The sequence below is a fragment of the Paenibacillus amylolyticus genome (assembly GCF_051136285.1).
GTDB classification, from domain to species: domain Bacteria; phylum Bacillota; class Bacilli; order Paenibacillales; family Paenibacillaceae; genus Paenibacillus; species Paenibacillus amylolyticus_F.
The window spans coordinates 3,749,240-3,774,937 of record NZ_CP194938.1 but is presented as its reverse complement, the minus strand read 5'-3'; the positions used below and the strand labels follow the sequence as shown (position 1 = coordinate 3,774,937).

The 25,698-nt window shown below is 46.7% G+C and carries 17 protein-coding genes and 3 rRNA genes; 15 read left to right on the top strand and 5 right to left on the bottom strand.

The window, feature by feature from the left end; all coding sequences use genetic code 11:
* Positions 1–2 precede the first annotated feature (2 nt).
* The 4 genes from jag to rpmH all read right to left on the bottom strand — a co-directional run bounded on the left by jag (position 3) and on the right by rpmH (position 2,411).
* A complete protein-coding gene (gene jag, locus ACR8BL_RS16670; RefSeq protein ID WP_434748647.1) occupies positions 3–710 on the bottom strand; it encodes an RNA-binding cell elongation regulator Jag/EloR in 708 nt (235 codons plus the stop codon).
* On the bottom strand, positions 707–1,585 hold the full coding sequence (locus ACR8BL_RS16665; RefSeq protein ID WP_434748646.1) for a YidC/Oxa1 family membrane protein insertase: 879 nt from the start codon (positions 1,583–1,585) through the stop codon (positions 707–709). Before ACR8BL_RS16665 ends, jag begins: the two co-directional genes overlap by 4 nt.
* A gap of 74 nt (positions 1,586–1,659) precedes the next feature.
* The gene (rnpA, locus tag ACR8BL_RS16660; protein ID WP_434748645.1) at positions 1,660–2,010 is read right to left on the bottom strand and encodes a ribonuclease P protein component; all 351 of its coding nucleotides are present in this window, start codon (positions 2,008–2,010) and stop codon (positions 1,660–1,662) included.
* A gap of 266 nt (positions 2,011–2,276) precedes the next feature.
* Positions 2,277–2,411 carry a 50S ribosomal protein L34 gene (gene rpmH, locus ACR8BL_RS16655; RefSeq protein WP_434748644.1) on the bottom strand — a complete coding sequence of 45 codons (135 nt, stop codon included), beginning with the start codon at positions 2,409–2,411 and terminating at the stop codon, positions 2,277–2,279.
* A 640-nt stretch (positions 2,412–3,051) separates the two neighbouring features.
* Between rpmH and ACR8BL_RS16650 the strand changes: the two genes are divergently transcribed.
* The 9 genes from ACR8BL_RS16650 (at position 3,052) to gyrB (ending at position 14,123) form a co-directional block, all read left to right on the top strand.
* The gene (locus ACR8BL_RS16650; RefSeq protein WP_434748643.1) at positions 3,052–3,726 is read left to right on the top strand and encodes a GntR family transcriptional regulator; all 675 of its coding nucleotides are present in this window, start codon (positions 3,052–3,054) and stop codon (positions 3,724–3,726) included.
* A 300-nt stretch (positions 3,727–4,026) separates the two neighbouring features.
* The gene (locus ACR8BL_RS16645) at positions 4,027–5,388 is read left to right on the top strand and encodes a gluconate:H+ symporter (protein ID WP_434748642.1); all 1,362 of its coding nucleotides are present in this window, start codon (positions 4,027–4,029) and stop codon (positions 5,386–5,388) included.
* Between the two features lie 79 nt (positions 5,389–5,467).
* Complete coding sequence (gene gntK / locus ACR8BL_RS16640) at positions 5,468–7,015, top strand: gluconokinase (protein WP_434748641.1); 1,548 nt, start codon at positions 5,468–5,470, stop codon at positions 7,013–7,015.
* A 720-nt stretch (positions 7,016–7,735) separates the two neighbouring features.
* Complete coding sequence (dnaA, locus tag ACR8BL_RS16635; RefSeq protein ID WP_434748640.1) at positions 7,736–9,082, top strand: chromosomal replication initiator protein DnaA; 1,347 nt, start codon at positions 7,736–7,738, stop codon at positions 9,080–9,082.
* A gap of 232 nt (positions 9,083–9,314) precedes the next feature.
* Positions 9,315–10,457: a DNA polymerase III subunit beta gene (gene dnaN / locus ACR8BL_RS16630; protein WP_434748639.1), complete on the top strand. Its 1,143-nt coding sequence runs from the start codon at positions 9,315–9,317 to the stop codon at positions 10,455–10,457.
* Between the two features lie 16 nt (positions 10,458–10,473).
* The gene (gene yaaA, locus ACR8BL_RS16625) at positions 10,474–10,689 is read left to right on the top strand and encodes a S4 domain-containing protein YaaA (protein WP_434748638.1); all 216 of its coding nucleotides are present in this window, start codon (positions 10,474–10,476) and stop codon (positions 10,687–10,689) included.
* Between the two features lie 58 nt (positions 10,690–10,747).
* The gene (gene recF / locus ACR8BL_RS16620) at positions 10,748–11,860 is read left to right on the top strand and encodes a DNA replication/repair protein RecF (RefSeq protein ID WP_434748637.1); all 1,113 of its coding nucleotides are present in this window, start codon (positions 10,748–10,750) and stop codon (positions 11,858–11,860) included.
* A gap of 13 nt (positions 11,861–11,873) precedes the next feature.
* Positions 11,874–12,122, top strand: a complete 249-nt coding sequence (gene remB, locus ACR8BL_RS16615; protein WP_090923610.1) for an extracellular matrix regulator RemB — start codon at positions 11,874–11,876, stop codon at positions 12,120–12,122.
* A 90-nt stretch (positions 12,123–12,212) separates the two neighbouring features.
* On the top strand, positions 12,213–14,123 hold the full coding sequence (gene gyrB, locus ACR8BL_RS16610; protein WP_434748636.1) for a DNA topoisomerase (ATP-hydrolyzing) subunit B: 1,911 nt from the start codon (positions 12,213–12,215) through the stop codon (positions 14,121–14,123).
* Positions 14,124–14,196: 73 nt separating this feature from the next.
* On the opposite strand, the gene ACR8BL_RS16605 is transcribed toward gyrB, so the two are convergent.
* Positions 14,197–15,150, bottom strand: coding sequence for a YheC/YheD family protein (locus ACR8BL_RS16605; RefSeq protein WP_434748635.1), 954 nt, complete (start codon positions 15,148–15,150; stop codon positions 14,197–14,199).
* 428 nt (positions 15,151–15,578) lie between these two features.
* Between ACR8BL_RS16605 and gyrA the strand changes: the two genes are divergently transcribed.
* The 6 genes from gyrA (at position 15,579) to ACR8BL_RS16575 (ending at position 25,669) form a co-directional block, all read left to right on the top strand.
* Positions 15,579–18,137 carry a DNA gyrase subunit A gene (gene gyrA / locus ACR8BL_RS16600; RefSeq protein WP_434748634.1) on the top strand — a complete coding sequence of 853 codons (2,559 nt, stop codon included), beginning with the start codon at positions 15,579–15,581 and terminating at the stop codon, positions 18,135–18,137.
* 226 nt (positions 18,138–18,363) lie between these two features.
* Positions 18,364–19,479: an HD-GYP domain-containing protein gene (locus tag ACR8BL_RS16595; RefSeq protein ID WP_434748633.1), complete on the top strand. Its 1,116-nt coding sequence runs from the start codon at positions 18,364–18,366 to the stop codon at positions 19,477–19,479.
* 482 nt (positions 19,480–19,961) lie between these two features.
* A 16S ribosomal RNA gene (locus tag ACR8BL_RS16590) occupies positions 19,962–21,517 on the top strand.
* 366 nt (positions 21,518–21,883) lie between these two features.
* Positions 21,884–24,809, top strand: a 23S ribosomal RNA gene (locus ACR8BL_RS16585).
* Positions 24,810–24,904: 95 nt separating this feature from the next.
* A 5S ribosomal RNA gene (rrf, locus tag ACR8BL_RS16580) occupies positions 24,905–25,021 on the top strand.
* The 16S, 23S and 5S rRNA genes sit together here, the layout of an rRNA operon.
* Before the next feature lie 207 nt (positions 25,022–25,228).
* Positions 25,229–25,669 (top strand): hypothetical protein, encoded by a 441-nt coding sequence (locus ACR8BL_RS16575; RefSeq protein ID WP_434748632.1) that lies wholly within the window; start codon positions 25,229–25,231, stop codon positions 25,667–25,669.
* The last annotated feature ends 29 nt before the right edge of the window (positions 25,670–25,698 follow it).

Here is a 25,698-nt window from a genome sequence, read left to right as displayed (position 1 = left end):
TGTTATTTCAACGTAATAACCACACGCCGATTAGGCTCCTCGCCTTTACTTAAAGTCTTAATCTGCGGGTGATTTTGCAGTTTGGCATGAATCACTTTGCGTTCGAGTGGAGGCATAGGTTCCAGTACAACTTCCTTGCCTGTACGGATGGCTTGTCCAGCCAAACGCTCTGCCAGATCCTCCAGCGTTTTCCGCCTACGCTGACGGAAGTTCTCCGCGTCGAGCACGATACGCACAAAGCTTTCCGAATATCGGTTAGCTACAATATTCGTCAGATATTGAAGAGCATCCAGCGTCTGTCCACGTCTGCCAATAATCATACCGAGGTCTTCCCCGGAAATATTGAAGATATGGCCATCCCGCTGTTTTTTGATATGCACTTCTACATCTAGTCCCATACCTGCCGCAACTTCTTTTAAGAACGCAGCCGCTTCTTCATAGGGATTATGGACTGCTGCACCTTCACCCTCAAATAATGGTTCAATCTCAGGTTCAGATGTGGCTGGTTTGATCGACTCTGATACAGTTTCAGGTACAGGCAACAGTTTTACTTCAACTTTAGCAGCCTTCACCCCGAACAAACCCAGGAATCCTTTTGACGGCTGCTCTAACACTTGTATCTCGACCTTGTCCCGGCTCACGCCAAGCTCAGCCAATCCTTGGTTTACAGCATCTTCAACGGTTTTTCCTGACGTAATGACTTTGGTCATTTCGATTTTTTGGCCCCTTTCGACCCTTTCCCAGAGACGGTTGCCTTGCCACCGTTTTTGCGTTTAGCTCCACTTTTGGAAGAGCTGCTCTGCTTCACGTTGACCTCGGCCACAATTTTATCATTATTCCGGTAAAGGAAATAGTTTTGCACGATCGTGTAGATATTACTGTAGAACCAGTACAGCGGCAACGCTGACGGGAATTGATACGACATAACGAAGATCAAAATCGGATACACCCATAGCATGAACTGCATTGGGCCAATCTGCTGTGCAGGATTCATCCGCATCATCATCCACGTTTGGATGAATGTTGTGATAGCAGCCAGCACTGGCAAAATAAACAGGTGATCCGGCGTTCCAAGCTGGAGCCACAAGAAATCATGGGTTCTCAGACTGGAGTTTCCGTAAATGGAGTTATAAAGTGCGATGTATATCGGCATCTGAATAATAAGAGGCAGACAACCGGCCATCGGATTAACCTTGTTCTCCTGAAACAACTTCATCGTTTCTTGCTGAACTTTCTCAGGTGTATCTTTATACTTGGCTTGAATCTCCTTCAGCTGTGGCTGAATCGCCTGCATCGCTTTGGAGCTGCGGACCTGTTTCATCGTCAATGGTAAAATCAATGTCCGCACAATAAGCACCATGACTAGGACAGCTAGTCCATATTCGCCGCTGAACCATTTTGCGAACGTATCGAGTGCATAAGAGAACCAGTAAACTACATTACTTTGCCAGAATGAATCACTGTTCTTCAGATCTTCTGTAGTAACCCCTGCTCCTTGCGGAGTACATCCAGCTAATACAGCGACCATTGCAATAACTGCAATGAGGAGAATCCACTTCCCCTTTGATGTCTTCAATCGCGACACTTCATAACCCCTCTCTTAACCATTCCATTCCACCGTAAATCATACCATAATTAGGAGGACAAATAAACCGAAGCTTACCGCTTGCACGACTTCAACAGGGAGGCCTTACGCAGCACATGCAGCAGACTTTTCTCCATCTCCTTATAGGACATGTCCAACGCACCTTTGCGGACGATGAAAATTAAATCCATCTGCGTAACAATCTCTTGCTCATGATGACGTACAATTTCCTTAATCATGCGTCTCATCCGGTTACGCACGACAGCGTTTCCGATTTTCTTGCTGCATGATATGCCCACACGGAATTGTTCCGTATCCTTACGGCGGCAACCATACACCACAAATTGATGATTGGCGAACGATTTTCCAAACCGATATACGCGGCCAAAGTCCGCCCGGTTTCGCAGACGCAGTCTTTTATACACGGCGCTTCTCCTTGCTGTCCTTCATCAATATATTGACGGAGGCCTCATTACTGATTTAGTATAGGCTTTCTTAATCGACGGTAAACCGTCTTGGTGACAACTTGTATATAAGGTAGGTTTCCGAAAAAAAGAAACCTTAATCCATATTTATGATCAGCTGGCTGATCGGCTTCTTCACAGCACATAACGTGATGAATTACCATGTAAACCAGCCGGAATGAACTCCTTTAAGAAAAAAAAGACCACCTCGGTGGTCTTCAGATGCATTAAGCACTCAGTTTCTTACGGCCTTTCAGGCGACGTGCTGCCAAAACTTTACGGCCGTTGCTTGTGCTCATTCTTTTACGGAAACCATGAACTTTTTTACGCTTGCTAACGTTCGGTTTGAATGTAGGTCTCAATGTACTGCACCTCCTTACAAGGAAATACTTATGTGATGAATCATTTTCATCTTAATAAAGAAAACACCTTTATATATTTAATCATGTTCAATTGGAAAAGTCAACTGCAAAGCTCCGCCACTCTCCCTCTTTTTCATATGCTTTCCAGTGTTCAAGAACTCTACCAAGCTCACCTAATCTTTTTTCCTCAGCACACAGCCACAATATAACCCCAAAAAGTTATCCCCAACCTTCCAAAAATCCTGATTTCTCAACATCTCCCTTTATCCACACCCTTATTGAGCTGCGCGTAAAATCTATAAGTTCATGTTTGAAGTTATTCACATGTGGATAAAGAATATTAGGTTACACTGCGACAAAGGTAAATGAATGTATCCGCTTCACTGTGAAGGTTTACAAGCTTTTGAGAAAGGTGTAGGATGAAAATATCTTGTATACAAGTATACTTATAGTTTTTTTAAACCCTCTTACTAATCAGTCGACAATTAATGGAGGGGAAACTTAAGCTCTGCTTAACAAAGCTTCTGACGTGTTGGTTCACCAATTTGTCTTTTCGATATTAGCAATGAATGCTGGGCTGCAAAACATTATGTTATGATCGTTTAATGTACCGATTACTTAATTTAGGAGCGTTAGCCATATGCAGTTTCCATCTTCCTGGCTTCAAGGAGCATCTCGAGGTGAGGCCATTGCTTGTGAATTAAGGCTGAGAATCATCAACGGAACCCTTCGGCCTGGAGAAATTTTGTCAGAAAATCGAATTGCTGCTGATTTTGACAGCAGTCGCTCGCCAGTTCGTGAAGCTCTGAGAACGTTGTCAAATGAAGGACTGATTCGGCTTGAACGGATGGGCGTTGTGATCCTGGGTCTAAATATGAAGGATGTCGAAGAACTGTATGATGTACGTTTTCTCATTGAGAGCTTTGTACAACAGCGACTGGCTGCAGATGTGCCTCCAGCACTAATCACCCAACTCGGTAATATTATCGACAAAATGCAGCTCGCGGGTAAACACCATGATGCTGTCGAATTTGCTTATCAGGATCTCACGTTTCACGAAACTATTGTCGAGGCAGCTGGGCATTCCCGCATCGCACACTTGTGGAAGAGCATCAGGTATGTTGTCATGACGGTTATGCTTCTCACCACTCACAGAGTGTTTGCTCAAGGCGAATCCAAAGTAAGCGCTGTAATTGAAAAACATCGTTCCCTTGCGGCAGCTCTGGAATCAGGCGACAAACTTCTGATCCAGACTGGAGTGCGCACGTATTTTAAAGACTCAGGCCAAACGTTACATGAAAGCTTTGAATTTTGAACTCTGATTATTACAGCATGCCACTTTCAGTGGCTTAGTTTCCATTAGAACGAAATTCAGTCCGTTATTTGTCTTATAGTTTTATAACGGTAAAGTTCGCAATCCATCGGCGTGAATAACGTGGGGGATTGTAACTTAACTTGTCGACAAGTATACCAAATGCGATTTTGTTCATTTTTTAGGGCATATTAAGGCTAGTTTGCTCTATTTCATGCAGTCAACGTCATCACCACAACGATTTCTCTTATCGCTAAAGTTCGTTGTAAGCGTTTATCACCAAGACAAAGGAGTAATTATATCATGAGCACGATTTTCGGATTATCCCATAATGCTACATTGCTGGTCTGGACGTTGATCGCCATCATCTTCCTGATTTTATTGATCTCCAAATATAAATGGAACCCGTTTATCACCCTTTTATTATCTGCATTGATGCTTGGTTTGCTTGCAGGGATGAAACCTGCTGACGTGATTTCCTCCATCACCGGTGGACTTGGCGGTACTTTAGGCACGATTGCTATTGTCATCGGACTAGGCACCATGCTTGGAAAAATGATGGCCGAATCCGGCGGCGCCGAGCAGATTGCAACTACTCTTGTTGACCAATTCGGTGTGAAACGTGTGCACTGGGCCATGATGATTGTTGGTTTCATAGTGGGTATCCCCGTTTTCTTCGAAGTGGGTGTCATTCTAATGATTCCAATCATCTTTACAGTAGCCCGCAAAACCAATATGTCCCTGCTTCAGATCGGGATCCCCATTTTGGCCGGTCTATCGACTGTTCATGGACTTGTTCCGCCACATCCGGCACCGATGATTGCCATCGAAGCCTTCAATGCGGATCTGGGGAAAACGATTCTATACTCTCTTTTGGTAGGTATCCCTACGGCAATTATCGCTGGGCCTGTATTCGGTAAATTTATCGGCAAAAGAATTCATACGGAACCGCCAGCTGAACTTGCTGAACAGTTCTCGGCTAAGAACAACAGCAACCTGCCCGGATTTGGCATTACGCTGTTTACCATTCTTCTGCCGGTCATTCTGATGCTGATCGGTTCTATTGCCAGCATCGTTGATCCCGATGCAACGAGTGGATTGACCGTCTTAAGTGAGTTTATCGGTAATGAAATTATTGCGCTCTTAATCTCTGTTGTCTTTGCCCTCTTTTCACTCGGCTTTGCCCGCGGATTCACCAAACATGATATTTCTCGTTTCACCAGTGAATGTTTGGCACCTACAGCTACGATAATTCTCATCATTGGTGGTGGCGGAGCCTTCAAACAGGTGCTGATTAATAGTGGCGTTGGTAATGCCATTGCCGAATTTGCCACGAACGCACATATTAACGTGATTCTGTTTGCCTGGCTTGTGGCTGCACTGATTCGTGTCGCAACCGGTTCAGCTACGGTTGCCATGACCACAGCAGCTGGTATTGTTGCTCCAGTGCTCGCTCTTACCCCAGGAGCTAACATTGAGCTGGTTGTACTTGCTACGGGTGCAGGCTCCCTTGTATTGTCCCATGTGAATGATGCCGGCTTCTGGATGATCAAGGAATTCTTCAATATGAGTGTCTCTCAGACACTCAAGACGTGGACTGTTATGGAAACACTACTTTCAGTGGTTGGCTTGATCTTTATTTTGCTGCTAAGTACTGTGGTGTGAATGTAAGCTAATCGTATTTTTCAAAGAATGAGAATTCTGTATATTTACACAGCTCTTTAAAGAAAGAAGGATCGATGTAATGACCAACTATATGATTGGAATCGATATCGGCACGACGAGCACCAAATCCGTCTTATTCACAGAGCAAGGCGAGGTGATCACGACCTCCACTCAGGAATATCCGCTCTATACACCCGCTCCAGATGTTGCGGAACAAGATCCCGAAGAGATTGTACAAGCAGCCATTCGCTCTGTACACGGAGTAATGAGCCAGAGCGGAGTTTCTGCAAGCCAGATTCTCTTCGTATCCTGCAGTTCAGCCATGCATAGTGTCATCGCTATGGATCAGCATGATCATCCACTGACCCGCTGCATCACTTGGGCTGACAATCGAAGTGCAACTTGGTCATCCAAGCTGCAAGAAAACGGAGTAGGTCATCGTATTTATCTGCGTACAGGCACCCCTATTCATCCGATGTCCCCTCTGACCAAATTGATGTGGCTGCGTCATGACGAGCCAGAACTGTTCGAACGTACAGCCAAGTTTATTTCGATTAAAGAGTACCTTTTCTTCCGTCTATTTGGACAATATATCATCGATCATTCCATCGCTTCCTCTACGGGTCTGCTTAATCTCGAACAACTGGACTGGGATCAGAAAGCATTGGACATCGCTGGGATCACACCAAATCATCTATCGAAGCTTGTACCGACGACTTATACAATAGAGGGAATGCATCCTGAATGGGCCGAAAAAATGGCTCTCTCTCCCTCTACGCCCTTTGTAATTGGTGCAAGTGACGGGGTGCTGTCCAACCTTGGCGTTAACGCCATCAAACCAGGCGTTGTCGCCGCAACCATCGGCACGAGCGGGGCCATTCGTACCGTCGTTGATCGCCCTGTAACCGATCCAAAAGGCCGTACATTTTGTTATGCTCTGACTGAAAAACTATGGGTCGTTGGCGGGCCTGTGAATAACGGTGGTATGCTCTTTCGCTGGGTGCGGGATGAGTTTGCCGCGTCCGAAGTCGAGACGGCGAAGCGTCTCGGCATCAACTCCTACGATGTATTGACCAAAATTGCAGAACGTGTCCCAGCCGGTTCCGAAGGACTATTGTTCCACCCGTACCTTTCGGGCGAACGTGCTCCACTTTGGAATCCAGACGCCCGCGGTTCCTTTTTTGGCCTGACCCTCCACCATAAGAAAGAGCACATGATTCGTGCGGTGCTTGAAGGGGTTATTTTCAACCTCTACACCGTCCTGCTTGCCATGGAAGAACAGATCGGGCAACCGACCTCCATTCAGGCTACGGGCGGATTTGCACGCTCTCCGTTATGGCGGCAGATGATGTCAGACATCTTCAATCAGGAAGTGGTGGTGCCCGAGAGCTTCGAAAGTTCTTGTCTCGGCGCCGTTGTTCTCGGACTGTATGCTACAGGGCGGATCAAATCCCTTGACGCTGTTTCTTCTATGGTAGGCACAACTCATCGGCATACCCCTGTCAAGGAACACGCCTCCCTCTATCAAGAGCTGCTACCGATCTATATTCGTATTTCGCGCAAACTGGAAGAGGAGTACGCGGACATTGCTGAATTTCAACGCAAAATGTCTATGCTTCATCTATAAGTAGAGGAAGGCCCCGCAGCCACAAAACGGCTGCGGGGCCTTCCTCTTTTTGCTGTCGTTTGTATCCCACTTCAATACGCACAGATACATCTACATCGAAATACACCTCTCTAAATGCTTCAACTTTTCTATCGATCCTCAAAATACTGGCAACATCCAACTTGCCATCACTCTCAAAAGATACATATCCATTACACTTCTACTCTATAACACCTCATGGGGGTGAAGAGCCATCATACCCATCTGCTCATTTTCACAACTACTCACTTCGATTCACTTTCAGTTTATCCACAACAAGGTTATTCACATTCCAGGGTCACTTTTGCACACAAATTAGCATCTTTCGACGGATATCCTGTGTATAAAATTTTTCTGCACTTTAGGTCATGCTGTCGAAAATTAAACAATTTATAAACAATATATTGTGTTGTGACTAAAAATTATACACAAGTTATTGAATTTGTGGATAAAATCTCGCCATACGTTGAAATGCGGGGCTTCTTTTGCTATGATTGTATTACTTTTGGATGTGAATATGTGATCTGACCCATAATATTATCAACAGCCTGTGGATAAAGTTGTGAACAATTTTCCGTTGTTCCTTCTTTTTTTGTTTTAGACACGCGGGGGTTTGGGGATAAATTCAACAATATATCTCGTATTTCGACACTGCATCATGGCTTAAGCCACACTTGGAACATGTAAAAGGAGTGACAGTCTGTGGACAGCCATACTTCTGATTTATGGCAGCAAATCTTATCAATCATACAAAACAAACTTAGCAAACCCAGCTTCGACACCTGGTTTAAAGCAACCAAGGCAACCAAGCTAAACGATCAGGCTATTGTCATCTCCGCCCCAACCACGTTTGCCGTGGAATGGCTGGAGAGCCGTTACACCAAACTGGTCGGTTCGACGGTCTATGAGCTGCTGGGTAAACAGGTCGATGTGAAATTTGTCATCGAGGAGAACAAACCTGTAGAGCCAGACCCGCAGATGCCCGCGCCAACACCGACAGTCGTTAAGGAAGAAGCAGTGCTCAGCATGCTGAATCCAAAATATACATTCGATACCTTTGTCATTGGACCGGGCAACCGTTTTGCCCACGCCGCATCGCTGGCGGTCGCTGAAGCGCCCGCTAAAGCCTACAATCCTCTTTTTCTATATGGAGGCGTAGGACTTGGCAAAACCCACTTGATGCATGCGATCGGACATTACATTTTGGAGCATAATCCAAGCAGCAAGGTTGTTTATTTGTCATCTGAAAAATTCACGAATGAATTCATCAACTCGATCCGTGATAATCGCGGGGAAAGTTTTCGCAACAAGTACCGGAGCGTAGATATTCTGCTGATTGATGATATTCAGTTTTTGGCTGGAAAAGAATCAACACAAGAGGAATTTTTCCATACGTTTAATGCGCTGCATGAGGAACGGAAGCAAATCATCATCTCCAGCGACAGACCACCGAAGGAGATTCCAACGCTGGAGGAGCGATTGCGCTCCCGGTTTGAATGGGGATTAATTACGGATATTCAGCCTCCGGATTTGGAGACGCGGATTGCAATTTTGCGTAAAAAAGCACGTGCGGAGAATCTGGATATTCCAAACGAAGCAATGATGTATATTGCCAACCAGATCGATACAAACATTCGAGAACTTGAAGGGGCCCTGATCCGTGTTGTGGCCTATTCTTCCTTAACTAACCAGGACGTAAGCTCTCATTTGGCCGCTGAAGCACTAAAGGATATCATTCCTTCCAGCCGTCCCAAAATGATCACCATTCAAGACATCCAACAAAAGGTCGGCGAGTACTACAGCTTGAAGCTTGAAGATTTCAAAGCACGGAAACGGACAAAAGCGGTTGCTTTTCCAAGACAGATTGCTATGTATCTCTCTCGTGAACTGACAGACTTTTCTCTGCCCAAAATCGGGGATGCTTTTGGAGGACGAGATCATACCACGGTCATTCATGCTCATGAAAAGATCTCTCAAGCAATTAAAAACGATCAAGATCTCTATAAAGTTATCAACAGCTTAACCGAAAAAATTAAGAATCCAACCTGAACAAGTCCCAAGCCTATGCACAACGTGTACACATGTGGATAGGCTTAATTTTATGGGTTTTACCCTACTTATCCACATATTCAGTGCCCCTATTACTATTATTACTATAAAGATCTAAAGATATCTTCTCCAAAAAGCCGTTACAAAGCATGGCCTAAGGCCTTTCAATAAACACCTTTTTAAGACCAAGTCACAACCCAACAACATCAAAAAATCCGCTAGGAGTGAAATCATGAAAATCAGCATAATGAAAAGCTATCTAAACGAATCTATTCAACAGGTATCCAAAGCAATCTCCAGTCGTACGACGATTCCTATTCTGAGCGGTATTAAATTCGACGTGAATCACCAAGGGGTAACTTTGACAGCAAGTGACACAGATATTTCAATCCAGTCTTTCATCCCGCTTGAAGATGGAGATAAAAGTGTTGTGCAGATCGAGCAACCAGGCAGCGTTGTACTGCCAGCCAAGTTTTTCGTAGAAATTATCAAGAAACTGCCTTCGCAGGAAGTGCATATGGAGGTCAAAGAAAACTTCAACACCTTCATCTCCGCAGGTGCAACGGAAATTCAACTGGTTGGTTTGGATCCGGAAGAGTTCCCGGTACTGCCGAGCATTGAAGAAAATCAAACGGTCTCCATTCCCGGAGATTTACTGAAAAATATGATTAAACAGACTGTATTCTCCATCTCCACTCATGAAACGACCCCCATTCTGACGGGTGTACTGTGGAGTCTGGGTGATAACGAGTTGAAATTTGTGGCAACGGACCGCCACCGTCTTGCTACACGTGCGGCAATGCTGGATAATGCAGAGGGTATCCGTTTCAACAACGTTGTTATCTCTGGTAAAACGCTAAACGAGCTGAGCAAAATTGTTCCGGATCAGAATACACTTGTGGATATCGTTGTTGCAGATAATCAGGTGTTGTTCAAAATTGACCGCGTATTGTTCTACTCCCGTATTTTGGACGGAACATATCCGGATACTTCTAGAATTATTCCAACGTCATACAAAACAGAACTTGTTTTGGACACAAAAAAATTAAGTGAATCGATTGATCGGGCTTATTTGCTGTCGCGTGAGGAAAAAACAAACATTGTGCGCATGCAAACGATGGACTCCGGCACAATTGAAATATCCTCCAGCTCCTCCGAGCTTGGTAAAGTAAGAGAAGAGATTGAGCCAGCTGAATTTACAGGTGATCCGCTCAAAATCTCGTTTAACTCCAAATACATGCTGGATGTGCTGAAAGTTGTGGAAAGTGAGCAGCTGATGATTGCTTTTACCGGTGTCATGAGCCCAATCATCTTGAAACCGCTGGATGACAGTCACAGCCTATACGTTATCCTGCCTTACCGAACGACCAACTAACGAAAGGAAGATCACGATGAAGCAAGTATCGATTCGCACGGAATACATCAAGCTTGACCAATTTTTGAAACTGGCAGAATGCATCCCTACTGGAGGTATGGCGAAGGCGATCCTGCAAGAAGGGCTTGTACGTGTGAATAAAGAGTCTGAGGAACGCCGTGGGCGGAAGTTATACCCTGGGGATATCGTTGAGGTGGACGGAGAAGGCACGTTTGAAGTCGTTGCAGAATAGAAAACCAAGGTGCAATCCTGCTGCCTCCTGACGGACGGGATAAAAGGGAGGTTACCGCGTGTTTGTAAACAGCATAGAGTTGCGGCATTTCCGCAATTATGAACATCTGAAGCTGGATTCGTTTGGTCCTGTCAATCTGTTGATTGGACAAAATGCCCAGGGCAAGACCAATCTGGCCGAGGCTATTTTTGTGCTTGCACTCACCAAGAGTCACCGCACCTCCCGGGATAAGGAATTGATTCGATTTGGCGAAGACCGTTCAAGGCTTACTGCAGAGGTCGACAAAAAATATGGAGCAGTCAAGCTGGAATTATCCTTGTCCCAACAAGGTAAAAAGGCGAAAATTAACGGTCTGGAGCAGCGTAAACTAAGTGATTTTGTCGGATCACTCAATGTGGTGATGTTTGCCCCTGAGGATCTGGAGATTGTCAAAGGCACACCGGGGGTTCGCCGTCGGTTCCTTGACATGGAAATCGGTCAGGTCGCTCCAGGTTACCTCTATCACCTGCAGCAGTATCAAAAGGTGCTGGTTCAGCGGAATAATCTGCTCAAGCAGTTATGGGGAAAAGGGGATTCGGCTCAGGCGATGCTGGAGATCTGGAACGAACAGCTGGCAGAGCATGGTGTTAAAATCGTCAAAAAAAGGAAACAATTCATAAAGAAACTGCAAAAGTGGGCAGAAACAATCCATCAGGGGATTACCGGAGGCGGAGAAGTCCTGCGCCTGGCCTACCTTCCCTCCTTCAGCGAAGCCGCTGAGGAAGATGAAGCTGTCTTAATGGAGCAATTTATGATAAAATTATCACAAATGAAAGAGCAGGAGATTCGCCGAGGCACAACGCTGAGTGGGCCGCATCGGGATGACCTGTCCTTTTTCATTAACGAACGGGAAGTACAAACGTATGGCTCTCAGGGGCAGCAGCGCACAACGGCGTTGTCTCTTAAGCTTGCGGAAATCGAACTGATTCATGAAGAGATCGGGGAATATCCTGTTCTGTTACTGGATGACGTATTATCCGAACTTGATCCTTTTCGTCAGACCCAGCTGATCGAAACATTCCAAAGCAAGGTACAGACTTTTATTACCGCTACGGGAATTGAGAGCCTGAACGTTGACAAGCTTAAAGACGCGAGTATCTATCACGTTCATGCCGGACAGGTGGAACGCTAAGGAGTGAGGGCTTATGTACATTCATCTGGGCGGTGAGAAAATCATCCGTTCTTCTGAGCTGGTCGCTATTTTTGATATATCGATTGAGAAATCCTCAAAAATATCCAAGCAGTATGTTACACATGCCGAACAGGAAAAAACGGTCGAACATATCGGCGAAGAGGAAGCAAAATCAATTGTGGTGACAAAAAACATTGTATATTACTCACCAATTTCCTCCGCCACGCTCAAGAAGCGAGCTCACCATTTTCCTGATCTGTAGCAGATATCCACGAGAAAATTTCTTTGTCTGCTAATATTCTTAAGTTAACGCATATTCAAGATATTGAATCTATAGAAGTAGGTGAAAGGCATGTCTATGAATCAACCGTCATATGATGCGAATGAAATTCAAGTCCTTGAAGGACTGGAAGCCGTACGTAAACGTCCGGGGATGTACATCGGTTCCACCAGTGCCAAAGGTCTGCATCATCTGGTCTGGGAAGTAGTGGACAATAGTATCGATGAAGCGCTGGCGGGTTACTGCGATCATATCGAGATCAGTATTCACGAAGACAACAGTATAACTGTCGTCGATAATGGGCGGGGTATCCCTGTCGGTGAACATGCCAAAATGAAACGTCCTGCACTTGAGGTCGTTATGACGGTCCTCCACGCAGGTGGTAAGTTTGGTGGCGGTGGATACAAGGTTTCCGGTGGTTTGCATGGTGTCGGCGTATCCGTTGTTAACGCACTTTCCGAAAAAGTGGTGGTGACCGTTAAGCGTGAAGGTCATGTCTACCAACAAGAATATCGTCGTGGTGCTCCCCAGTATGATCTGAAAACGATTGGAACGACGGATGAGACAGGAACAACTGTAACGTTTCATCCCGATCCAGAAATTTTCACAGAGACATTGGTATTTGATTATGAAACCCTGCTGACTCGTGTACGTGAGCTGGCGTTCCTGAACAAAGGAATTGGCCTAACGTTGACGGATGAGCGTACAGGTGCAACCAACTCTTTCATGTACGAAGGCGGGATTATTGAATATGTATCCTTCCTGAATCAGAAGCGTGAAGTGCTGCATGAAAACCCGATTTACGTTGAAGGTTCGCGGGATAACATTCAGGTGGAGGTTGCATTGCAATACAATGACAATTACACCGAGAATATTTATTCCTTTGCCAATAACATCAACACTCATGAAGGTGGAACGCACGAGTCCGGTTTCAAAAGTGCTCTCACACGCATTATTAACGATTATGCCCGCAAAGCAGGTGTAATCAAGGATAGTACGGGCAATTTGTCTGGTGACGATGTGCGTGAAGGACTGACAGCTATTATTTCGGTCAAAATTCCTGAACCGCAATTTGAAGGACAGACGAAAACAAAGCTGGGGAACAGTGAAGTGCGCGGTATTGTGGAATCTTTGTTTGCTGAGAAGCTACAGGAGTTTCTCGAAGAGAATCCTTCCGTATCCCGTCGTATTTTGGAAAAAGGATTGCAGGCAGCTCGTGCCCGTGAAGCGGCTCGTAAAGCTCGTGAACTGACACGTCGTAAAGGTGCACTTGAGGTCAGTTCCCTGCCAGGTAAGCTTGCGGACTGCTCATCCAAAGATGCATCGATCAGTGAACTGTACATCGTCGAAGGAGACTCTGCCGGTGGTTCGGCCAAGCAGGGTCGTGACCGTCACTTCCAGGCTATTTTGCCGCTTCGTGGTAAGATCCTGAACGTGGAAAAGGCACGTCTTGACCGTATTTTGGGTAATGCTGAGATACGTGCAATCATCACTGCGATGGGAACAGGGATCGGCGATGATTTTGATATTGCGAAAGCTCGTTATCACAAAATCATTCTGATGACCGATGCCGATGTCGATGGTGCCCACATCCGGACGCTGTTGCTGACATTCTTGTATCGGTATATGCGCAAAATCATTGAGGCCGGTTATGTATATATTGCACAACCACCACTGTTCAAGATTGAGCGTAACAAAGTTATCCGTTATGCAGGCTCAGAGAAAGAGCGTGATGAGATCATTGCAACGCTTGGTGAGAACGCCAAGTTTAATATCCAGCGCTATAAAGGTCTTGGAGAGATGAATGCTGGACAGCTATGGGAAACGACCATGGATCCAGAAAGCCGGACAATGTTGCAAGTATCGATCAGCGATGCGATGCTAGCGGATGCCATGTTTGATACGCTGATGGGGGATAATGTTGAACCTCGTCGAGACTTCATTCAGGAAAATGCTAAATATGTGAAAAACCTCGATATTTAATGAGTTGCGAAGAGGCGCCTGTGAGGGCGCCTTTTTTTATATTTTGAGGCTCTGTCCTATTGGTGTGACCTAATCATCTGGCAGTCCGGCGTTTGATGGCGGAAGCCTGCGTTTTAGAAGTTTTGGACGTTGCCTTTTTCGGTTTACCTTTTTTGGAGGGCAAGCGTCCGTAGGCAATGGCATAACGTTTGATTTTGCGATAAGCCTCTTTATCGGGAAGCAGTCCAAAGGCATAGATGCCAGGAAGTGTGTTCACCTCTAGAATCCATGGACGCCCATGATCATCCAGTGCAATATCAATTCCGATCTCTTTAAGTCTAGGAAAAGAGCTTTGCAGTTGGACAGCAGTGTGGATACCGAGGCGATACAACTCATGTTCAAGCTTTTGGTATCCGTCCTTTTTGAGATGCGGGAGTACAAGTTCTTCGAACGTCGCGAGCCTGCCGCCTCCGTGGATATTAGTAATAATTTTGCCTGGCGCAGCGACCCGCCCGAGAATACCTGTTGTTTCCCAACTATGTTTCGGGTTCTTTTGGGTTAATACACGCAAGTCAAAAGGTAATCCCTCATGTGTCATCAGTGGAATGCCTTGTTGGATGATATAGTCGCGTTTCTGAATACGTTCATCCAATGCGTCCTCAAGTTCACCCAGAGAATGAAAGATTCGTTCTTCTGTTCCATGTTGAAGATGATAGGTTGTAAGCTCGGTCATGGCCGAAAGAGCAGGTTCTGTATTTTTTGGCTCCGCTTCCGTTGCTTCATCGGTCGCCTCATCGTTTTTGGCATCGATTGATGTATCTTCAGCCAGAGGGGGCCCTAACAAGGTACGGGTTGTTTTCACGCGCATTACCCCGTTACCGTAAGTTCCGCGGTCGGGTTTAATATAATTCGCCGGGAATAACTCGGTCATTCGTGCTAGCGTTTGCGAGCTATATTTTCGGGTCACCGGGATAAATTCATTGATATGACGACTGCGTTGCAAAATGGCTGTTTTGGTCCATTTGCTGGAGACGCGCTGGATACCCAATATGAATCAGTCCTTTCTTGTTTTGATCGGTTGGTCTGAGGGCCAGTATGCAGAAAATCAAAGGACAAGAGACGATTTCAGTGGTATAATAGAGGAATATGGCGATTTGTGCTGTCAGCCGCTATAATTGTAGTTTGAGTGCCCGGTGGGAACGGCTTTAGCCTTGGATTGGATAGTACATATGCCGCTTTTCTAGCATTGTATGTGCAATTGCAGAGGAAGGCAGGGCGAATCCCCAGACATGCTCAAGTTCCTGGAAGAAAGGCTATTGCCCAGTGGACGTTTAATTGTGTAACTTTTGTGAAAGTAATATAATAAAGAGTAGCGTTCTTGTGCGGTTTTAGCCTTGTTAGGCTTTTCACATATATTAATTTTTCTCGTAATGATTGATTTGGAACGTTTGTTGAAGGACAAGAAGGAGGTCCAGCATGGCGGAAGAAATGAACTCGCAGATTAAAGATCGGGATATTGGCGTCGAGATGCGTGAATCGTTTATGGATTATGCGATGAGCATCATTGTGAGCCGTGCCCTGCCGGATGTGCGTGATGGATTGAAGCCGGTTCACCGGCGCATTCTGTATGCAATGTCGGAGCTTGGCATGACACCTGATAAACCACATAAAAAATCAGCCAGAATCGTCGGCGAAGTTATCGGTAAGTATCATCCACACGGTGACTCAGCTGTATACGAGACGATGGTACGGATGGCACAGGACTTCTCCCTGCGTTACATGCATGTGGATGGACACGGTAACTTTGGTTCAGTCGATGGTGACATGGCTGCAGCAATGCGTTATACCGAAGCACGTTTATCCAAAATTGCGATGGAAATGCTCAGAGATATCAATAAAGATACTGTAGATTACCAACCGAACTATGATGGCGAAGAAAATGAGCCAATTGTTCTTCCTGCTCGTTTTCCTAACTTGCTTGTTAATGGAGTTGGCGGGATCGCCGTAGGTATGGCTACCAATATTCCTCCTCATAATCTGGGTGAAGTTATTGACGGCGTACAGGCGTTGATCCGAAATCCAGATATTACATCCATGGAACTGATGGATTATATCCAAGGGCCAGACTTCCCTACATCTGGTTATATTCTGGGACGTTCGGGTATTCGCCAGGCTTACCAGACAGGACGCGGATCGGTAACGATGCGTGCCAGAACCAATATCGAAGAGAACAACAACAAAGCTCGTATCGTCGTTACAGAGCTTCCGTATCAGGTGAACAAGGCAAGACTCGTAGAGAAAATTGCTGAACTGGTGCGTGACAAAAAGATCGATGGAATTACCGATCTGCGTGATGAATCTGACCGTAATGGTATGCGGGTTGTGATTGAGCTTCGCAGGGACGTCAATCCTGGTGTTGTACTGAACAATTTGTACAAGCACACTTCGATGCAGTCTACATTCGGTATTAACATGCTGGCGATCGTGAATAAAGAACCAAAGATTCTGAATCTGCGTGAAGTGTTGTATCACTACCTTCAGCACCAGATCGAGGTTATTCGTCGCCGAACGCAATTTGAATTGAGAAAAGCGGAAGCTCGTGCTCATATTCTGGAAGGTTTGCGTATTGCACTGGATCACATCGATGAGATCATTGCATTGATCCGTTCATCGAGCAATACTGATGCTGCCAGAGAAGGTTTGATTGAGCGCTTCTCACTCAGCCATGATCAGGCTCAAGCGATTCTGGATATGCGTTTGCAGCGCCTGACAGGCCTGGAACGTGAACGTATCGAGAATGAGTACAACGAATTGATGGTTAAAATTCGCGAATATCGCGAAATTTTGGCTAATGAGCATCTTGTACTTGAGATTATCAGTACAGAGCTTCAAGAAATTCGCGAGCGCTTTGGTGACGATCGTCGTACTGAGATCACGGTTGGGGAAGAGAGTATTCTGGATGAGGATCTGATTCCACGCGAAGAAGTAATCATCACGATTACCCACACAGGTTACGTGAAACGTCTGCCTGTATCTACCTACCGGAGTCAGAAACGGGGAGGTCGCGGTGTTGTAGGAATGGACACGAAAGATACCGACTTTGTTGAGCATCTTTTTGTAACCAACTCTCACAACTACCTGATGTTCTTCACGGACAAAGGTAAGGTATACCGGTTGAAAGCTTACGAAATCCCGGAGCTTGGACGAACAGCACGTGGAACTCCAATTATCAATTTGATTCAGATTGAACAGGGTGAGTCCGTTAACGCAGTTATTCCGGTACAGGAATTCGAGAGCGACAGATATCTTTTCTTTGCAACACGTCAGGGTGTAGTGAAGAAAACGCCGCTTGAAGACTACACGAATATTCGTAAAGGTGGTCTCATCGGGATTTCCTTGCGTGATGATGACAGCTTGATTGATGTCAAGCTGACGGACGGGCAGCAAGAGATTATCATGGGTACAGCTCATGGAATGTCCATTCGTTTCTCGGAAGGTAACGTACGTTCTATGGGACGTAGTGCCACCGGGGTTAAAGGTATCACACTCGATGATCAGGATGCAGTTATCGGTATGGATGTCGTAGATGCTGAATTGGATGTTCTGATCGTTACAGCCAAAGGTTACGGTAAACGTACACCAGTCAGCGATTATCGGATGCAAACTCGTGGTGGTAAAGGGATTAAAACTATTAATGTTACCGAGAAGAACGGTGCTGTTGTTAGCCTCAAAATGGTTAAAACAGAAGAGGATCTCATGATCATCACGTCCAGTGGTACATTGATTCGAATGAGCATGGATGGCATCTCGACCATGGGTCGATATACACAGGGTGTGAAGCTAATTCATATTCGTGAGGATGATTCCGTGGCTACGGTTAGCCGAATTGATAAAAATGAAGAAGAACCAGATGAAGATAACGATGAAGCAACAGAGTCCGGGGCGTCCCCTGATACAGAGTTAGATCTGGAAGAAGGCATGGCGTCTGAATCGGAAGATGATGTTCCAGGTGAAGATTCAGGTTCAGAAGAATAACATAAACATCTTGTTTATCGGATCGTTAAGGCGATTGAAACAGGTTACGAAAGGCTCCCTTGATGGGGGCCTTTTTGGTACGTTCAAAAGAAATGATGAAATGCTTCAAAATCTAGGATGTACAGCCTGTTTTCTGAGTAATATAATGGGAAATAACATGAGAAACCGGGACTATGGTCTTGTATTGTCATCATCTTAAGAAGAACGATGAGTGAGGGGAATCAATATGGGATTAATCACCCTGTCAGAAGTCAAACCTGGACTGAAATTGGGAAGTGATGTGCAGACGTTGCGGGGCAATGTATTGCTTCAAAAGGGAAAAATCATTTTACCGAAAGATATGGAAGTCCTCAGGGCTTTTATGATTCATCAGGTAGACATTGAGCAAGATAGGACAGCAACAGGCGCTGCAGGCTCCAAGGGTGCAGCTGGATTGACTGGGGCCGCAGGAACAGCCGTTGCAGAGCAGAATGGGGATCGGACAAGCACAATAGTCACAACAAGGGTCAGTACACTTCAGGAAGAATACGAAAAAATGGTTACGTTGACCAAAAACGCATTCCTCTCCTCTTTGGCCGCAGAATTGCCTGTATACGAGTTACGCACCCAGCTTGAAGCTTTGTTTATGCATCTAAAGCAATATAATGTACTCACCTTCAGTCCCCGTAGCATGAAAGAACACGATTATGTATATCATCATGCTGTGCTGAGTGCAATTACTTCTTATCAACTGGCTCAGTGGGTCGATCTTCCTTCGAAAGATTGGATGCAGGTTGCTTTTGCAGGTTTATTCCATGATATTGGCAATAATAAAATCGATCCGCAGATTCTTCATAAACCTTCTTCCCTGACAACCGCCGAGCAGGAGGAGATCAAGCATCATACGAAGTATGGCTACCAGATCCTTAAACAGGCAACGGCCATTAATGAGGGTGCAAGACTTGCAGCACTGCAGCATCACGAAAAAGTGGATGGATCGGGTTATCCCTTGCGGCTTATGGGTACTCAGATCCACATCTATGCCAAAATTGTAGCCATAGCAGATATTTTTCATGCGATGACCCTGGAGAAGATTTATCGAAAGGCTCAGTCTCCATATCTGGTTCTTGAGCAAATTCAAAGTGAGGCGTTTGGCAAACTGGATCCTGCTATTGTGAATGTGTTTGTGCAGCGTTCTACTCAAATTCATAATGGAATCCGAGTGAAATTAAGCAATAATCAGATTGGCGAGATTATTTTCTCTGATCGAGATCATCCTACACGGCCGATGGTATCTGTAGAAGGGGCTATTATCAACCTGATGCAACAAAGACAGTTATATATTCAGGAAGTACTGGGTTAGAGTCTGATTCTTTTAATATAGTTAAGACCTTCTCGTGAAGAGGGGGTCTTTTGTATTGAGAGAGCTAGTTAACAAAGATAAATATGTATAAATCAATGAATGTTATATTTTTTCAAGAAGATCGTTACTTTTCAAAAAAACACTTGCATTGTTATTCTGTACATGGTATATTCTAATTCCGGCCAAGAAAACATGGTTCACATGGTGTGGCAAGCAAATAAAAACAGGCTTCGAAAGAAACTTGAAAAAAAGAGCTTGCAAAGTTGGTTCGGACATGATATGATATAAGAGTTGCTGGAACAAATGAGTGACAGTGGCTAAACAAGTTTGATCTTTGAAAACTGAACAACGAGTGAGTGAACATTCTGCTTGCAGAATGAACGCGAAAGTTCGAGACAAGCCTTGGCTTGGGTCGACTGGAGCACAAATGAGATTTTTAATCTCGTCAGATTCAAAATGAGCTTATCGCTCTTTTCAATACTTTATTGGAGAGTTTGATCCTGGCTCAGGACGAACGCTGGCGGCATGCCTAATACATGCAAGTCGAGCGGACTTGAAGAGAAGCTTGCTTCTCGGACGGTTAGCGGCGGACGGGTGAGTAACACGTAGGCAACCTGCCCTCAAGCTTGGGACAACTACCGGAAACGGTAGCTAATACCGAATACTTGTTTTCTTCGCCTGAAGGAAACTGGAAAGACGGAGCAATCTGTCACTTGGGGATGGGCCTGCGGCGCATTAGCTAGTTGGTGAGGTAACGGCTCACCAAGGCGACGATGCGTAGCCGACCTGAGAGGGTGATCGGCCACACTGGGACTGAGACACGGCCCAGACTCCTACGGGAGGCAGCAGTAGGGAATCTTCCGCAATGGGCGAAAGCCTGACGGAGCAATGCCGCGTGAGTGATGAAGGTTTTCGGATCGTAAAGCTCTGTTGCCAGGGAAGAACGCTTGGGAGAGTAACTGCTCTCAAGGTGACGGTACCTGAGAAGAAAGCCCCGGCTAACTACGTGCCAGCAGCCGCGGTAATACGTAGGGGGCAAGCGTTGTCCGGAATTATTGGGCGTAAAGCGCGCGCAGGCGGTCATGTAAGTCTGGTGTTTAATCCCGGGGCTCAACCCCGGATCGCACTGGAAACTGTGTGACTTGAGTGCAGAAGAGGAGAGTGGAATTCCACGTGTAGCGGTGAAATGCGTAGATATGTGGAGGAACACCAGTGGCGAAGGCGACTCTCTGGGCTGCAACTGACGCTGAGGCGCGAAAGCGTGGGGAGCAAACAGGATTAGATACCCTGGTAGTCCACGCCGTAAACGATGAGTGCTAGGTGTTAGGGGTTTCGATACCCTTGGTGCCGAAGTTAACACATTAAGCACTCCGCCTGGGGAGTACGGTCGCAAGACTGAAACTCAAAGGAATTGACGGGGACCCGCACAAGCAGTGGAGTATGTGGTTTAATTCGAAGCAACGCGAAGAACCTTACCAGGTCTTGACATCCAACTAACGAAGCAGAGATGCATCAGGTGCCCTTCGGGGAAAGTTGAGACAGGTGGTGCATGGTTGTCGTCAGCTCGTGTCGTGAGATGTTGGGTTAAGTCCCGCAACGAGCGCAACCCTTATATTTAGTTGCCAGCACTTCGGGTGGGCACTCTAGATAGACTGCCGGTGACAAACCGGAGGAAGGTGGGGATGACGTCAAATCATCATGCCCCTTATGACCTGGGCTACACACGTACTACAATGGCCGGTACAACGGGCAGCGAAATCGCGAGATGGAGCCAATCCCAGCAAAGCCGGTCTCAGTTCGGATTGCAGGCTGCAACTCGCCTGCATGAAGTCGGAATTGCTAGTAATCGCGGATCAGCATGCCGCGGTGAATACGTTCCCGGGTCTTGTACACACCGCCCGTCACACCACGAGAGTTTATAACACCCGAAGTCGGTGGGGTAACCGCAAGGAGCCAGCCGCCGAAGGTGGGATAGATGATTGGGGTGAAGTCGTAACAAGGTAGCCGTATCGGAAGGTGCGGCTGGATCACCTCCTTTCTATGGAGAATCGTTTCCCGCGTGGAAACATTCAAAAAGTCTTCAGGAAGTATACTTCCGAAGCGAGCTTTACTTCGTAAAGCTTTTAACTCACTCGTTGCTCAGTTTTGAGAGTTCAAACTCTCAAAACTTCTCGTTTATTCGACCGACACTTCTTGTGAACGGCTCGAATGAAACGATTTGTTCTTTGAAAACTAGATATCGAAACGAAACAAACGCGAATTAGAACATTCCTTTTTAGCTGAACTTGTGTATAACAAGTTTCAATAAAAACGGTAGATTGCTGGAGCGAGTGATCGAAATGGAGCGACTTTTGGATTTGCGCAAGCAAACCAAGCGGAGCGACAACTCGAACACGAGCGCAATGGTTAAGCTACTAAGAGCACACGGAGGATGCCTAGGCGCTAGGAGCCGATGAAGGACGTGGCGAACAACGAAACTGCCTCGGGGAGCTGTAAGCAAGCTTTGATCCGGGGATGTCCGAATGGGGAAACCCAGCTGGGGTAATATCCAGTTACTCACAACTGAATACATAGGTTGTGCAGAGGCATACCAAGGGAACTGAAACATCTAAGTACCTTGAGGAAGAGAAAACAATAGTGATTCCGTCAGTAGCGGCGAGCGAACGCGGAGAAGCCCAAACCAAGGAGCTTGCTCTTTGGGGTTGTGGGACGTCTCACATGGAGTTACAAAGGAACCGGTTAAGCGAAGAGGTCTGGAAAGGCCCGCCAAAGAAGGTAAAAGCCCTGTAGTTGAAAGTTGGTTCCCTCCGAGACGGATCCCGAGTAGTGCGGGGCACGTGAAACCCCGTATGAATCCGGCAGGACCATCTGCCAAGGCTAAATACTTCCTAGCGACCGATAGTGAAGCAGTACCGTGAGGGAAAGGTGAAAAGCACCCCGGAAGGGGAGTGAAATAGAACCTGAAACCGTGTGCTTACAAAAAGTCAGAGCCCGTTTTAGGGGTGATGGCGTGCCTTTTGTAGAATGAACCGGCGAGTTACGTTCCCGTGCAAGGTTAAGGTGAAGAGCCGGAGCCGCAGCGAAAGCGAGTCTGAATAGGGCGCCATAGTACGTGGACGTAGACCCGAAACCGGGTGATCTACCCCTGTCCAGGGTGAAGGTGCGGTAACACGCACTGGAGGCCCGAACCCACGCATGTTGAAAAATGCGGGGATGAGGTGGGGGTAGCGGAGAAATTCCAATCGAACTCGGAGATAGCTGGTTCTCCCCGAAATAGCTTTAGGGCTAGCCTCGGAAAACAGAGTCGTGGAGGTAGAGCACTGATTGGGTGCGGGGCCCGCAAGGGTTACCAAGCTCAGTCAAACTCCGAATGCCATAGACTTACTTCCGGGAGTCAGACAGTGAGTGCTAAGATCCATTGTCAAAAGGGAAACAGCCCAGACCATCAGCTAAGGTCCCCAAGTGTGTGTTAAGTGGGAAAGGATGTGGAGTTGCACAGACAACCAGGATGTTGGCTTAGAAGCAGCCACCATTGAAAGAGTGCGTAATAGCTCACTGGTCGAGTGACTCTGCGCCGAAAATGTAACGGGGCTAAACACACCACCGAAGCTATGGCTTGATGCATTGCATCAGGGGTAGGGGAGCGTTGTATAAGGGTTGAAGGTGTACCGTAAGGAGCGCTGGACATTATACAAGTGAGAATGCCGGTATGAGTAACGAAAAGATCAGTGAGAATCTGATCCGCCGAAAGCCTAAGGGTTCCTGAGGAAGGCTCGTCCGCTCAGGGTAAGTCGGGACCTAAGGCGAGGCCGAAAGGCGTAGTCGAAGGACAACAGGTCGAAATTCCTGTACCACCGTAAATCGTTACGAGCGATGGGGGGACGCAGTAGGGTAGTGACGCGGACTGATGGATGTCCGTCTAAGCAGTAAGGCTGATGTGTAGGCAAATCCGCACATTGTAAGGCTGAGCTGTGATGGGGAGCGAAAATTACAGTAGCGAAGGTCATGATCTCACACTGCCAAGAAAAGCCTCTAGCCAGATGAAGGTGCCCGTACCGCAAACCGACACAGGTAGGCGAGAAGAGAATTCTAAGGCGCGCGGAAGAACTCTCGTTAAGGAACTCGGCAAAATGACCCCGTAACTTCGGGAGAAGGGGTGCCCCGGTAGTGTGAATAGCACGAGGGGGCCGCAGTGAAAAGGCCCAAGCGACTGTTTAGCAAAAACACAGGTCTGTGCGAAGCCGTAAGGCGAAGTATACGGGCTGACGCCTGCCCGGTGCTGGAAGGTTAAGGGGAGTGGTTAGGAGTAATCCGAAGCTGTGAACCGAAGCCCCAGTAAACGGCGGCCGTAACTATAACGGTCCTAAGGTAGCGAAATTCCTTGTCAGGTAAATTCTGACCCGCACGAATGGCGTAACGACTTGGGCGCTGTCTCAACGAGAGATCCGGTGAAATTTTAATACCTGTGAAGATGCAGGTTACCCGCGACAAGACGGAAAGACCCCATGGAGCTTTACTGCAGCTTGATATTGAATTTGGGTACGATCTGTACAGGATAGGTGGGAGCCTTAGAAGCATGAGCGCCAGCTTGTGTGGAGGCACCGTTGGGATACCACCCTGATCGTATCTAGGTTCTAACCTGGTGCCCTCAACGGGTACGGGGACAGTGTCAGGTGGGCAGTTTGACTGGGGCGGTCGCCTCCTAAAGAGTAACGGAGGCGCCCAAAGGTTCCCTCAGAATGGTTGGAAATCATTCGAAGAGTGCAAAGGCATAAGGGAGCTTGACTGCGAGACCAACAAGTCGAGCAGGGACGAAAGTCGGGCTTAGTGATCCGGTGGTACCGCATGGAAGGGCCATCGCTCAACGGATAAAAGCTACCCTGGGGATAACAGGCTTATCTCCCCCAAGAGTCCACATCGACGGGGAGGTTTGGCACCTCGATGTCGGCTCATCGCATCCTGGGGCTGAAGTAGGTCCCAAGGGTTGGGCTGTTCGCCCATTAAAGCGGTACGCGAGCTGGGTTCAGAACGTCGTGAGACAGTTCGGTCCCTATCTGTCGTGGGCGTAGGAAATTTGAGAGGAGCTGTCCTTAGTACGAGAGGACCGGGATGGACGTACCGCTGGTGTACCAGTTGTTCCGCCAGGAGCACCGCTGGGTAGCTATGTACGGACGGGATAAGCGCTGAAAGCATCTAAGCGTGAAGCCCCCCTCAAGATGAGATTTCCCAGTATGTAAGACCCCTTGAAGACGACGAGGTAGATAGGCTGGGGGTGGAAGTGCAGCAATGCATGGAGCTGACCAGTACTAATCGGTCGAGGGCTTATCCAATAGCACGTTTGAGTTTGCGTGAGTTTCGTTTCGAATCTAGTTTTCAGAGAACAACACTCTGATGAATGGAAGAAGCTATGCTTCGACCAATCGCGTTTGGTGGCGATGGCGGAGGGGTTCCACACGTACCCATCCCGAACACGACCGTTAAGCCCTCTAGCGCCGATGGTACTTGGACCGCAGGGTCCTGGGAGAGTAGGACGCCGCCAAGCAAAGAACCACTGCCGATGTAATTCGGTGGTGGTTTTTATTTTGTTAATTTTATATTTTGGTATAGAGCTCTGACATCTTCGTTATGGGAAGGTAACATTTTTGTTACGGATGGCAGGGATAAAACCAGTATAATAGGACTATGTTAAATATGCTAAAAGTACCTGACCGAAGAGCTGGATTGTGCAGCTGTGAAAAGGAGGGTGTGTGTGTTAAGTTGGCGGAGATTTGGACTCCATTCACTTCTGTTGCTTTGTTTAGCAGTCGTTCTTGCAGGCTGTGGTGAAGCTGCAGGATCAGTATGGATCTCATATGAAGGTGCGGTTAATGAGAAGAGTTTCCCTGTACCAAAAGTAGCGAATAAATCTGACCAATCTGAGAATAATTCAGATATGGATTATGTTCGATATACATTGGCTGGAATCAGTGAGAGCACCAGCTTACCTGAGGTTTATCTTAACGAGATTAAAAGTTGGGGATGGACGGAGAGACAGGCCAAGCGTTCATCGAATTCCTCAAGGAACCTGCATATTTTCTCCAAGGATGGCCATATCGTACAGTTGGCAGTTCATGATGGTTCGTTTACATTGATGGTTCCCCGAAATGAAACAACCCAAACCACAGTAAAGTCACTGGGGGAAGAGGATTGAATCTTGAATGTGTTAAAGTGTACGAATTA